This is a genomic window from Klebsiella sp. LY, from assembly GCF_004010915.1.
GTDB classification, from domain to species: domain Bacteria; phylum Pseudomonadota; class Gammaproteobacteria; order Enterobacterales; family Enterobacteriaceae; genus Klebsiella; species Klebsiella quasipneumoniae.
Genome location: NZ_CP022444.1, coordinates 3,580,864 through 3,592,812, shown reverse-complemented (window position 1 = coordinate 3,592,812; position 11,949 = coordinate 3,580,864). Strand labels below are relative to the sequence as shown.

Annotated in this window: 12 protein-coding genes; 8 read left to right on the top strand and 4 right to left on the bottom strand. The window is 61.1% G+C overall.

Translation table 11 applies throughout. The features are described 5' to 3' along the window. Positions 1-10: 10 nt before the first annotated feature. From CE636_RS20470 to CE636_RS20455, 4 genes are read left to right on the top strand one after another with little or no spacing between them, the layout of a single operon-like run. Positions 11-910, top strand: a complete 900-nt coding sequence (locus CE636_RS20470) for a branched-chain amino acid ABC transporter permease (protein WP_004204905.1) — start codon at positions 11-13, stop codon at positions 908-910. Continuing rightward, complete coding sequence (locus tag CE636_RS20465; protein ID WP_002890127.1) at positions 910-1,959, top strand: branched-chain amino acid ABC transporter permease; 1,050 nt, start codon at positions 910-912, stop codon at positions 1,957-1,959. The genes CE636_RS20470 and CE636_RS20465 overlap by 1 nt, the downstream gene beginning before the upstream one ends. Then, a complete protein-coding gene (locus CE636_RS20460) occupies positions 1,946-2,728 on the top strand; it encodes an ABC transporter ATP-binding protein (RefSeq protein WP_017900983.1) in 783 nt (260 codons plus the stop codon). The genes CE636_RS20465 and CE636_RS20460 overlap by 14 nt, the downstream gene beginning before the upstream one ends. Beyond that, entirely contained in the window at positions 2,721-3,416 is a 696-nt protein-coding gene (locus CE636_RS20455) for an ABC transporter ATP-binding protein (RefSeq protein ID WP_004204908.1), read from the top strand. The genes CE636_RS20460 and CE636_RS20455 overlap by 8 nt, the downstream gene beginning before the upstream one ends. A 116-nt stretch (positions 3,417-3,532) precedes the next feature. Here CE636_RS20455 and CE636_RS20450 read toward each other — a convergent pair whose 3' ends face one another. Then, a complete protein-coding gene (locus tag CE636_RS20450; RefSeq protein ID WP_002890108.1) occupies positions 3,533-3,703 on the bottom strand; it encodes a hypothetical protein in 171 nt (56 codons plus the stop codon). A gap of 334 nt (positions 3,704-4,037) precedes the next feature. Here CE636_RS20450 and CE636_RS20440 point away from each other — a divergent pair, with 334 nt between their 5' ends. The 4 genes from CE636_RS20440 to CE636_RS20425 are packed head-to-tail and all read left to right on the top strand — an operon-like array spanning position 4,038 to position 7,095. Continuing rightward, positions 4,038-4,847 carry an ABC transporter substrate-binding protein gene (locus tag CE636_RS20440; RefSeq protein WP_017900982.1) on the top strand — a complete coding sequence of 270 codons (810 nt, stop codon included), beginning with the start codon at positions 4,038-4,040 and terminating at the stop codon, positions 4,845-4,847. Between the two features lies 1 nt (position 4,848). Continuing rightward, positions 4,849-5,667: an amino acid ABC transporter ATP-binding protein gene (locus CE636_RS20435; protein ID WP_017900981.1), complete on the top strand. Its 819-nt coding sequence runs from the start codon at positions 4,849-4,851 to the stop codon at positions 5,665-5,667. After that, positions 5,664-6,416 carry an amino acid ABC transporter permease gene (locus tag CE636_RS20430; RefSeq protein WP_017900980.1) on the top strand — a complete coding sequence of 251 codons (753 nt, stop codon included), beginning with the start codon at positions 5,664-5,666 and terminating at the stop codon, positions 6,414-6,416. The genes CE636_RS20435 and CE636_RS20430 overlap by 4 nt, the downstream gene beginning before the upstream one ends. Next, a complete protein-coding gene (locus CE636_RS20425; protein WP_017900979.1) occupies positions 6,406-7,095 on the top strand; it encodes an amino acid ABC transporter permease in 690 nt (229 codons plus the stop codon). Before CE636_RS20430 ends, CE636_RS20425 begins: the two co-directional genes overlap by 11 nt. Before the next feature lie 3 nt (positions 7,096-7,098). Here CE636_RS20425 and CE636_RS20420 read toward each other — a convergent pair whose 3' ends face one another. Genes CE636_RS20420 through CE636_RS20410 form a run of 3 tightly spaced genes read right to left on the bottom strand, consistent with a single transcriptional unit; the run spans position 7,099 to position 11,936 of the window. After that, positions 7,099-7,809: a fimbria/pilus periplasmic chaperone gene (locus tag CE636_RS20420; RefSeq protein ID WP_017900978.1), complete on the bottom strand. Its 711-nt coding sequence runs from the start codon at positions 7,807-7,809 to the stop codon at positions 7,099-7,101. Continuing rightward, positions 7,778-9,421 (bottom strand): fimbrial adhesin EcpD, encoded by a 1,644-nt coding sequence (ecpD, locus tag CE636_RS20415; RefSeq protein ID WP_004204915.1) that lies wholly within the window; start codon positions 9,419-9,421, stop codon positions 7,778-7,780. Before ecpD ends, CE636_RS20420 begins: the two co-directional genes overlap by 32 nt. Then, a complete protein-coding gene (locus tag CE636_RS20410) occupies positions 9,411-11,936 on the bottom strand; it encodes a fimbrial biogenesis outer membrane usher protein (protein WP_017900977.1) in 2,526 nt (841 codons plus the stop codon). Before CE636_RS20410 ends, ecpD begins: the two co-directional genes overlap by 11 nt. Between the last annotated feature and the right edge of the window lie 13 nt (positions 11,937-11,949).

The following is an 11,949-nucleotide window of genomic DNA, read 5'->3' as shown; positions in this document are numbered from 1 at the left end:
AGGCTACAAAATGGACGGCGCCATTTTTCTCCAGCAAGTGGTCAATGGAATGAGTCTTGGGGGCATGTACGCCCTGATTGCCATCGGTTATACGATGGTTTATGGCGTGCTGCGGCTGATCAACTTCGCCCATGCGGACGTGATGATGGTCGGCGCGTTTAGTACGCTGTTTTTATTTTCTTCGGTTGGGCTACCCTTCGGGGTAGCCGTTTTCCTGACCCTCGGGCTGTGCGGCCTGTTTGGTATGCTAATTGACCGGGTCGCCTATCGTCCGCTGCGTCAGGCCTCGAAAATCTCCATGCTGATCACCGCCATCGGCGTCAGCTTCTTCCTCGAAAACCTGTTTAACGTGCTGTTCGGCGGCAGCTCGCGCTTCTTCTCCGCCCCGGACTTTTTCAACCAGACCCGAGCCTTTGGCAGCGTCATCATTACCAACGTGGCGTGGATTGTGCCGCTGATCACCGTCCTGCTGCTGCTGGCGATCCTCTGGCTGCTGTACCGCACCCGCTATGGGATGGCGATCCGCGCGGTGGCCTTTGACGTCAACACCGTGCGCCTGATGGGCATTGACGCCAACCGGATCATCTCCCTGGTCTTCGCCCTCGGCAGTAGCCTCGCGGCGCTCGGCGGCGTGTTCTACTCCATCAGCTACCCAACGATCGATCCCCTGATGGGCGTGCTTATCGGCCTGAAGGCCTTTGCCGCCGCCGTGCTCGGCGGGATCGGCAGCGTCACCGGCGCGGTGCTGGGCGGCTTTATCCTCGGTTTTACCGAAGTGGTCGCGGTGGCGATCGTCCCCGAACTGGGCGGCTATAAAGATGCTTTCGCCTTCCTGTTCTTGATTCTGGTCCTCTTGTTCCGCCCGGTCGGCATTATGGGCGACGAACGTCTGGAAAGGAGCCGTTTCTGATGCTCAACGCGACGACGACCGCCGGGGCGCAGCTGCGCAACCTGGCCATTATTGTCATCTGTATCGCGCTGTTGGCCGGAATCAACGTGGTTTTCAATGACTACATTGTTCGCGTCATCAGCACCATTTTTATCTTTATGATCCTCGCGGTCAGCTACAACCTGATCAACGGCGTGACCGGCCAGCTGTCGCTGGAGCCGAACGGCTTCGTGGCGGTGGGCGCCTACGTCACCGCCCTGCTGATCCTCTCCAGCGACAGCAAGGTAGACATGTTTGAAATGGCCGCCCCCAGCCCGTGGATCCTCAGCCTGCACGCGGGTTTCCTCCCCGCCCTGCTGATAAGCGGCCTGTGCGCGGCGGCGCTGGCGGTGTGCCTCGCCGTACCGGTCTTCCGGGTGCGGGGCGACTACCTGGCCATCGTCACCCTCGGCTTCGGGTTTATCATCAAGATCCTCGCCATTAACAACCCGCAAATCACCAACGGCGCCATCGGGCTGAACGATATTCCGCAGCAGCCGCATCTTCTGTTCTGGTGCGGGCTGTTCGCCCTGCTGGCCACCGGCATGATCCTTCAGCTGGTGTGGTCGAAGTATGGTCGGATGATGAAAGCTATTCGCGACGACGAAGATGCGGCGATCGCCATGGGGGTCAACACCTTCCGCATTAAAACCTGCGCCTTCGCCACCAGCGCCTTCTTCGAAGGGATCGGCGGCGGTCTGCTGGCTTCCCTGCTGACCACCATCTCCCCGGGGCTGTTCGACTTTATGCTCACCTTCCAGCTGCTGATTATTATCGTCCTCGGCGGACTCGGCAGCACCACCGGCGCCCTGCTCGGCACCGTGCTGGTGGTCGGCAGCGGCGAGTGGCTGCGCTTTCTCGACCAGCCGCTGCAGTTCTTCGGTCACGATCTCGGCGCCTATCCGGGCCTGAGAATGGTGGTCTTCTCCCTGCTGCTGCTGATTATCATGCTCTTCGCCCGCGAAGGGCTGCTGGGGAAAAAAGAGATTTGGCAGACCGGAAGAAGGAGCGGCGGCTATGGCGGAAAATAAAATCATCCTGCAGGTGCAGGACGTCACCATGCAGTTTGGCGGCCTGCGGGCCATCGACAACGTCAGCTTCCATGTTGACGAGGCGGAGATCTTTGGCCTTATCGGCCCGAACGGCGCGGGCAAGACCACCCTGTTTAACGTCATCACCGCCAACTATAAGCCCACCAGCGGCAGCGTCACCCTCGCGGGCGCCTCGCTGAAGGGGCTGAAGCCCAACCAGGTGGTGAACGCCGGGATCGCCCGCACCTTCCAGAATATCCGGCTGTTTAACTCTATGACGGTGCTGGAGAATGTGATGGTCGGGCTCGACCGGGCCAGCCGCTATTCGCTGCTGGAGGCGGCCCTGCACATTGGCCGCTACTTTCCGGCCGAGCGGGCGGCGAAGGCCAAAGCGATGGCCATTCTGGAGGATATCGGCATCGCCCACTTCGCCCATATGCAGGCCACGAACCTGAGCTATGGCAACCAGCGCAAAGTGGAGATCGCCCGCGCGCTGGCCACCGCGCCGAAGCTGCTGCTGCTCGATGAGCCGGCTGCCGGGATGAACCCAAAGGAGACCGAGGATCTGGCGGAGCTGATCTTCCGCATGCGCCATGACTATCAGCTCAGCGTCCTGTTAATCGAGCACGATATGCCCTTCGTCAACCGCCTGTGCGAACGGGTGATGGTCCTGGAGTATGGTAAGCCATTGTTCAGCGGCCTGATGGCCGAGGCGATCCAGCATCCGGACGTCATTTCCGCTTATCTGGGAGAAGCCAATTATGCTTAACGCCCGGGAACTGAAGGTTTTTTACGGCGTGATCCAGGGGCTGAAGGGCGTCGATATCGACGTCTATGACCGGGAGATCGTCACCCTGATCGGTAGCAATGGCGCCGGTAAAACCTCCACCCTGAACGGGATCGTCAACCTGGTGCGCTCCAGCGGGCGCGTCAGCTTCCTTAACGACGATATCTCGCGCAGCCAGACCCACCAGATCGTGCGCCGCGGGCTGGCGCTGGTGCCGGAGGGACGCCGGGTCTTTACCAACCTGACCATCGAAGAGAACCTGCGCATGGGCGCTTACAATAATCTCGCCGGCTACACCCGCCTGCGCGATCGCATGTACGCCCTCTTTCCACGGCTCAAGGAGCGGCGCCATCAGATGGCAGGCACCATGAGCGGCGGCGAGCAGCAGATGCTGGCCATCGCCCGGGCGCTGATGAGCGAGCCGGTGTTATTGATGCTGGATGAACCGAGCCTCGGACTGGCGCCGAAAATTGTCGGCGAGCTGTTCGGCATCATTAAGCAACTGCGCGAAGAGAATATGACGGTGCTGCTGGTGGAGCAGAATGCGACGGCCGCGCTGGCGATCGCCGATCGGGCGTATGTCCTGGAGAATGGCCGGATCACCTTGTCAGGCGCGGCGCGGGAGATGCTGACTAATCCGGAAATTAAGCGGATGTATCTGGGGGGATAGGCATGGTCAAAACTGCCTGGGCTGCGGCGGCGCCTCCTGCGAGGCCGCAACCTCAGGCAGTCTCTTGCTACACAAAGCACACCTCGTTCCAGTAGGCTTCTCGCGTCCTGCGTCGCTCAGTATGTCTTATCATGACGGAACCACCGGGTTTCCACGTTGCCAATGTCCACGCCGTAAAGGCTGGCCACCGGCAGGATCGCCTCCATGACGCGTTGGGTATCTTGCTGTCCGGCTTCACCGTTGGACAAAAAAGCCAGCCAGCCCGTTAACCGTTGCCACAATGCCACTTTCGTTTTCTCCTCTGTCGGGAAGCGTATCGCCTGGGTCTATTTCAACCACAGTTGGCCGGGCGCGGGAAATATTAATTCCGAATTTGCAATCCTGGCTGGCGCATATTACCCCCGGTCCTTTTCCCCTCACCCTAACCCTCTCCCTGAGGGAGAGGGAACCGTTCGGCGGTCGTTGTCGCACCGGGAAAACGCCAGCGGCGCATAAAGAATACCCATAAGTTTGTTAAGTTCTTTTTGGTTATAGATAAGAATTTTTTCTTCTTTGCCGCCGACGGGGAATTTGTGGGAGCGTGATGTCCACAAAACAAAACAGGGATTCAGGGGAAAAACTATGCGCAACAAAACCACAAAAATCGCACTGGCGCTGGGTATGCTGCTGCTCGCCTCGCAGGCGCAGGCCGACCAGCTGGCTGACATCAAAGCCGCCGGCGTCGTGAAAGTCGCCACCTTTGACGCCAACCCGCCGTTCGGCTCCGTAGACGCCAAAACCCACCATATCGTCGGCTACGACGTCGACTTTGCCCAGGCGCTGGCGAAAGCGCTCGGCGTCAAACTCGAGCTGGTGGCCACTAACCCGGCCAACCGTATTCCGCTGCTGCAGTCCGGCAAAGCCGACCTGATCGTCGCCGACATTACCATCACCCCGGAGCGGGCCCAGGTTATTGATTTCTCAACGCCGTATTTCGTCACCGGCCAGCAGTTCCTCGTGCCGGCCGGTTCTCCGGATAAGCTTGATGAGTACAGCAAAGCGCGCATCGGCGCGGTGAAAGGCACCACCGGCGAACAGGCCCTGCACCAGCGTTTCCCGCAGGCTCGCGTCATCTCCTATGACGATATTCCGCTGGCCCTGACCGCCCTGCGCAACGGCAACGTCCAGGCCATCACCCAGGACAGCACTATCCTTGCCGGTCTGTTGGCGGAAGCGCCGGATAAAGCCAAGTTTAAAATTCTGCCCGACCTGCTCAGCAAAGAAGAGATTGGCGTGGGCGTGAAGAAAGGCGAACCGGCCCTGCTGAAGGCCGTCAACGATGAGCTGGTGAAGCTGGAGAAAACCGGCGAAGCCGCGAAAATTTACGATGTCTGGTTTGGCCCTGCCACTAAAACGCCGCAGCCGCGCGCCTTTACCATAGAAGCGAAATAATATGTTCTCGGGTTTATTCTCCCACTCCGCGGCCCCGGCCGCGGATTTTTCACGTCTGCAGCGCGCCAGCATAACGTTTCGTGAGGTAGCCAAGCGCTTCGGCGATCATCAGGTGCTTAACGCTATCAACCTGCAGGTCGAGCCCGGCGAAGTGGTGGCGATCCTCGGTCCTTCCGGATCGGGAAAATCGACGCTGATCCGCTTGATCAACCAGCTCGAATCCTTAAGCGGCGGCGAGATCCTGATCGACGGTAAACCCACCAGCCGGCTGAGCGGCAGCGCCTTGCGCCAGCTGCGTAGCCGCGTCGGCTTTGTCTTCCAGCAGTTCAACCTTTACGCCCACCTGACGGCGCAGGAGAACATCACGCTGGCGCTGGAGCGCGTCCACGGCTGGGGAAAAAGCGCGGCTCAGGAGCGAGCGCTTGCGCTGCTGCGCCAGGTCGGGCTGGAGGAGAAAGCGCAGCAGATGCCGGCGCAGCTCTCCGGCGGCCAGCAGCAGCGGGTGGCCATCGCCCGCGCTCTGGCCTCCTCGCCGCAGATTATCCTGTTCGACGAGCCCACCTCGGCCCTCGACCCGGAGATGATCGGCGAAGTGCTGCAGGTGATGAAAAACCTCGCCCACAGTGGGATCACCATGCTGGTGGTGACCCACGAGATGCAGTTTGCCCGCGAAATTGCCGACCGGGTGGTGTTTATCGACGGCGGCGACATTCTCGAGGTCGCCCCGCCGGCTGAGTTTTTCGCCCATCCGCAGCATGCCCGCGCGCGGCGTTTTCTGCAGAAGGTGCTGGATCCGCTGCACCAGGAGAGCCTCGAGTGACGCCGATGCTTGACTGGCACGGCGTCCTGAGCGGACAGCCGTTGCAATGGATTATCTCTGGTTTTCTCACCACCGTCTGGGTCAGCGTCGCCGGGATCCTGCTCGCCACTGCGCTGGCGGTCCTGCTGCTGGCCCTGCGTCTCGGCGGCGGCCGCGTGGGGCGCGGGCTGGTGGCCGCGTGGGTCTCGCTGTTTCGCAATACTCCGCTGCTGGTCCAGCTGCTGTTCTGGTACTTTGCCGCCTGGAACCTGCTGCCGCTGGCGGTGAAGGACGTGGTAAACGACGAGCACGCCTGGTCCATTCTGCCGGGCAACGTCTGGTGGCTGACGCCGGAGTTCCTCTGCTCGATGTGGGGGCTGGGGGTCTTTACCTCTGCCTTTCTGGTGGAAGAGATCGCCTCCGGACTGCGCGCCGTCAGCCACGGGCAGCGGGAAGCCGCGCTGTCGCAGGGCTTTACCCCATGGCAGGAGCTGCGCTTTATCCTCCTGCCGCAGGGACTGGCCAACGCCTGGCAGCCGATTGTCGGCCAGTATCTCAACCTGATGAAACTCTCATCGCTGGCCAGCGGCATCGGCTTTGCGGAACTGACTTATCAGGTGCGGCAGATTGAGAGCTATAACGCGCACGCCCTGGAGGCGTTTGCCGTCGGCACCGCGCTGTATCTGGCGCTGGGGGTGGCGATGGGCGTGGCGCTAACGCGTCTCGGCCCGGGAAGAAAACTGCAACGGAGCGCCCAACATGAACGCTAATCTGGCGGTGATCGCCGATAACCTTGATTACCTGCTGTGGGGCCGGCTGGCGGAGGGCCAGCCCGGCGGCGTGGCCCTGACCCTGCTGATGGCCATCGGCGCCACCCTGCTGGCGCTGCCGGGAGGCATTGCGCTGGCGGGGCTGGCCTGGCGCTACGGCGGGCTGACGCGACGTCTGCTGTTCCTGTGGGCGGAAATTATCCGCGGCATCCCGCTGATATTTGTCATCTTCTGGCTGTGGTATCTGCTGCCGATGCTGACCGGCGGCGATCTGCCCGGCGCGGTGACCGTGACCCTGGCGCTGGCGTGGTTTACCGCCGCCTCGGTGATGCATTCGGTGCTGGCCGGGCTGCAGTCGCTGCCGAAAGGACAGTATGAGGCGGCGCTGACCCAGGGGTTCGCCCCCGGGCAAACGCTGCGCCTGGTGCTGCTCCCGCAGGCGCTGCGCAACGTTCAGCCGTCGCTGGTGGGGATCTTTATCGGCCTGCTGAAGGACACTTCGCTGGCGTTTATCGTCAACGTCCCGGAGCTGACCACCGTGGCCGGCCAGGTCAACAACCGGGTGCAAATCTATCCCCTGGCGATCTTCGTCTTCACCGGCGCGGTGTACTACCTGCTGTGCTGCGGTCTGAGCCTGCTGGCCAGCCGGCGCTTTACCCGCCGCGCGACCGCCGGATAAGGCTCACTCCGCGGGACGGGGCTTCAGCGGACAGGTATCGCTGATTTTAATAAATTTGTCGTTATAGACCAGATAGTGGTTCCCCGGCTGGCGCAGCGCCGGCTGGCGAACTACGTCCCCGGGACGCAGATACCACGCGTCGCCCTCCTCTTCGGTCGAATCGCACCCGGGTTTAATCAGCAGCTTAAACCAGGTATTGCCGGTGTTGCTCACCGTCCCGGCCGCCTTATCGAAAGACCATTTAAACTGTACCTGCCGCGGGCGCACCACCAGAATGGTATCCATCACCACCACCGGCTCCATGCTGACTTCGCCGCCGGTCGGGCTGCGCCTCGTCAGGTTACGGGTGGGAATTTCACGAAACGAGACCCGATAGTAGCGCTCGCGGTTATCCCGCGGCCCATGATAATAAAATTTGAAATATTCGCTCTCCCCGGCCTGCAGCGCCAGCTGGCGGGGGGCGAACAGCAGTTCGCCATCCACCGGCCGGGAGCGCACTTCGCTGCCGCCAGGGCGGTCGATGGCGCTGACGGTGATCCGGTACAGCCGCGCGCTTTTATTGTTATTGACCACCCGTTTGCTGGCGAAATCCGCTTCAGCCGGCAGGGAAAAGGTCAGATTGCCGACCGAGATCGCCTGCGCCAGCGGCGCCGCCAGCAGGCAGCTCAGCGTCAGCAGGGCCTTAGTTAATGTTGCGCCACGTCGCCTGGACATGAATCTCTCCTGAAGCGCTGACTTCGCCAAACCAGCCGTTATCGTCTACCGTCCGCAGCGAAATGGCGTTATCCATCGGAATCGAAAATTTCACCGTGGTCTTATCCATCTGCCCCACTTCGCCGGAGATATCGGTCCACGGCGTGGTCAGCCACAGCGCATCGGTCATATCCCGCCAGCTGTCATCGCACCCGGCGTCGTAGGTCTGCGTCGCGCCGCTGCGGGTGATAAAAGAGAGCGTCGCCGGGAACGGCACTTTCGCCGTACCGTCATCGGAGCTGAAGAGACAGTAGGAGCGCCCACCAATCACCTGCGCCGGTCCGGTCACTTTGATCAGCACTTCGTCGGCGGCCGTTTTACCGCTGGTGGTGACGATGTAGCCGAAATCGAGCGCCGGTTCACCGCTGCCGACATACCCCTCCCGCGACGGCGCCGAGGTATATTCGTCAGAGATAATGCTGATGCTGAAATCACGGGGCTTGATAATCAGCGTATTGGAGGTGGAAAACTCATACCAGCCTGACTCCGGCGAGGTGGTGTTCTGGAAGCGAAAGTTGAACAGATCCTTGGTATTGATATCGCTGATCCCGAGATTCACCATCTGCTTAAAGAAGTTGCTGGAGAAGAACACATAGATCGCATCTGAGCTCTTCATCTCGTTGAAGGTGTAGTAATAGGCGGTATTGCTCACCGGCTTCCATGAGCTGCCGTTGAGGCTGAACTGCATATCATACGCCCCGACGGCCGAGGCCAGCGACGAGTTGGCGATCGCTGGGAAAATATGGATCGACGTATTGCTTAACCCATTGGTCTGCAAGGTATAATTGACCATCTTACAGCTTAATCCTGAACGGCTGCCAATGGTCTGCGTCCGGCAGTCGGCGTTCCCTTCCCCAAGGGTTGGCACGCCATCGCTGTTGATAAACACCTCCGCCAGCGAGTGGGTGTTAATCAACCGCAGGTTCGCGGCTTTGGTGTGGGTTACGTTGCGCACATACCAGTTGCCGGAAGCCTGATCCTTACAGCGCGCGCCGCTGCTGGCGTCGTAGTTCACCGAGGTCTGACAGGCATTGATGGTCATCGTAAAGCTGCCGCCGACCGGCATCTGTTGCAGATACTGATAAAACGCGTCCGACATCATACCGTGCATCCACTTCGCGCCGCCGCTGGTCACCGTCGCGCCATAGAACCCGCTGGCGTCAGTGGTCTGCGGCAGGATCAGGCTGGTGGCCATATCGCACCCGGCGTACCAGTTGATGCAGCGCAGGCCGGTTAAGGGGTGCGAAACCGGCGAGTTTTCCAGCCACATATCAAACTTCCAGTTGGCATTGAGCCCGGTGTTGTAGCCGTTATCGATATAGCCGAGACTCTGCTGATAGATGGTGCCGGAGCCGGTGTATTTTAAGCCGGTCCAGCGGTTGGCGCCGGTCATGCGCGGATCCAGCGCCCCGCCAGGAGTGACGAAAAAGTTGTCGTCGGAGTTGTTTTCCACAAACACAAACTCGCGCGCCGGCGCATCCGACCAGGTGGTCTTGGTCACCGCCGCCCTGAGCGCAGCCGCCGGCCAGAGCAGCGCGAGGATCGCCAGGGCGATTAATGGGTTAACTTTCATTCTCTTCTCCTGTCTGCTGCACCGCCGCCCACGACGAGAGGCCGCTGCAAACCACATCCCCCACCCACACGGCGCCGCGCGCCTGGCTGAGCTCCAGCGCCACTTCGCAGGTTTTATTGCCGCCGTAGCTGAAATCGATCGTGGGGTATTTCTTATCCACATCCATAACAAACTCGCCGTTTTCATCGGTGCGGGTACGGCCGATATGGTTGTTAATCCGCGCATTCGCCAGCAGCGTGCCGTCTTCCGCCCGAATACGACCGGAGACGGTGACCATCTGCTTCACCTCTGGCTCAATCACCGCCACGTTGCCGGGATAGAGAGTCAGATGACTCTTGCGCCCGCTGACGATGTCGTAACTGTCGAGCGAGTTTTTGCTGTTCTGCAGCTCCACCTCATAGCGGCCATAAGGGGAGAGCGGCAGATAGTTACGCTTACCGCTGAGCGGGAAGATCCGCCCGTTGACCCTGGCGCTGATTTGACCATCGTCCTCCAGCCCGGTGTTGAAGATCACCCCGGCGTTGCCGTCGGTTCGTCCGCTGGCGGCGATATTTTTGCCCTGCCAGCCGACGCTGCCGCTGGCGGTGAGGTTGGTGTTGACGTAGCCGTCCGCTGCGCTGTTGACGTTCAGCGTGCCGCTGGCGTAGCGGGCGTCGAACTGGGCATACGCCCCGCCGCTGAGGGTTTTGTCATCCCCGGTATCGCCGGAGATGGCCCGCGACAGATTGGCGCCGATGGTGCGAATGGTGCCTTCATCAAACTGTTTACGCGCTGAGAGGTTAGCCATGGTGTAGCCGTTCTGATGGGTCATCCCGGCGCTGAACCAGTTGCCCAGCGGCAGCGACAGATCGAGGGCGATATATTTCCCGGTGTTGGCGCTGCTGTCGCCATTGTTATAGCGCTGGATCCCCGCCCGCAGGCCGAGCGAGCCAAAGGCGCCGCTGTAGACCGTCTGATAGTAATCCGCGGTGTAGTAATGGCTGTTGTAGCGGCGATCATCGTTGTAGCTCACGCTGAACGTCCCCAGCTTCGACCACAGCGCGTTCAGGTTGAGGGTGCCGCCGATCGCCCGGTTATCGGCATCGCTGCGCCGCAATTGATCGCCAATGTGGGTTCTCTCCTGGTTGACCCACACTGAACTAAAGCCCCCCGGCAACGTGGCGCTGATGCTGCCGACGCTGCTCCACGAGCTGTCGCTGGCCAGCATGTTTTGCAGGTTAACGTTGATCGCCTCGCCCAGCGGCAGCGTCAGGCGAGTTTCTCCCACCGCCTGGTTGTCGTAGCCATAGCCCGTTGCCGCCCAGCTCAGGGTGCTGAGCGACCCGGAGGCCGAGAGGCCCGCCAGCCAGCTCTCTTTCGCCGGTCGGGTCTTTTTTCCGCTCTCCGACCAGCGATCCATATGAAAACTGCCGCCCCATACCTGCCACGCCAGCGGCGCGCCGGCGCCGCGTCCCCGGCTGAACAGCTTATTGACCCGCTGGGTGCGTTTGCTGACCACCCGCCCGTTGACGATCACCTCCACTTCCACGTCGTAAATACCGTACGGCAGGCCGCGGGTATCCACTTCATGGTTGCCCATGGCGAAGTTCTGGACGCTCAGCAACCGGCCGTCGCGGGTGAGATGCACCTCGCCCGCCGCCGGTAAAAAGGCAATCACCGGCGTGGCGGACTGGCTGTTGTCGAAGACGGTGGAGCTGGCCTGGTTCCCCCAGGAAAGGCCGTAAATCTTGCCCGCCGAAATAGCGGTCATCGGTCCCAGAGACTGCAGGTTCCAGGTGTCAAGCATCCCGCCGGCAAAGCGGTGGCCGGCGAAATCGCGTTCATACATGGCTTTATATAATTCACTGTCCTGCTGACCACTGCCGATGCCGTACAGCGAGCCGTCGAGCACCACGTGATGCTCACGCAGCGCCGTGACGTTGTTCAGCGACAGGTAGCTGGAGGTGTTGCTTCCGCCGTTGCGCATCTGGTTGTTATAGACGCCGAGGTTATAGCTCAGGTTGCTGCTCAGGGCGTTGACGCTCGACTGGCCGATGTCTTCGCTGCGCGAGCGCAGCACAGTGCCCAGCGCCTCGCGCTTGACCACCAGCTGCAGCAGCAGCTGACGCAGGCTGAGATCCAGCTGCGCGCTGTCGGTCAGAGTAATGGTGAGCGCCTCGCTGAACGGGGCGTTGGCGAGGCCGATCAGCTGCTGTCGGGTCTGTTCACTGACGCTGGCGTTACCCTCATTGTCCTCCAGGCGGATCTGCCGAACGCGCAGCTGGCCGCCGTCCAGCCAGATAAAGGCGCTGCCGATCCGCTGATCGTCCCGGGTGTCCTGGCTGCCGGCAAGATGAATATAAAGAGGAACGCTCATGCCGTCCTGCAGCGCCTGGCTGAAGGCCTGCGGAATAATCACCCCGCCAATCTGCTGCGCGCCTGGGGCCGCCGCACTGGCGTCGGGCTGAATGAACAAAAAAAACATGCCGAAGGCAAGCCGCGTTTTCAGTCCTGGGGAAATCCGTTGTAGAGGCATCGTCGTTATCCAT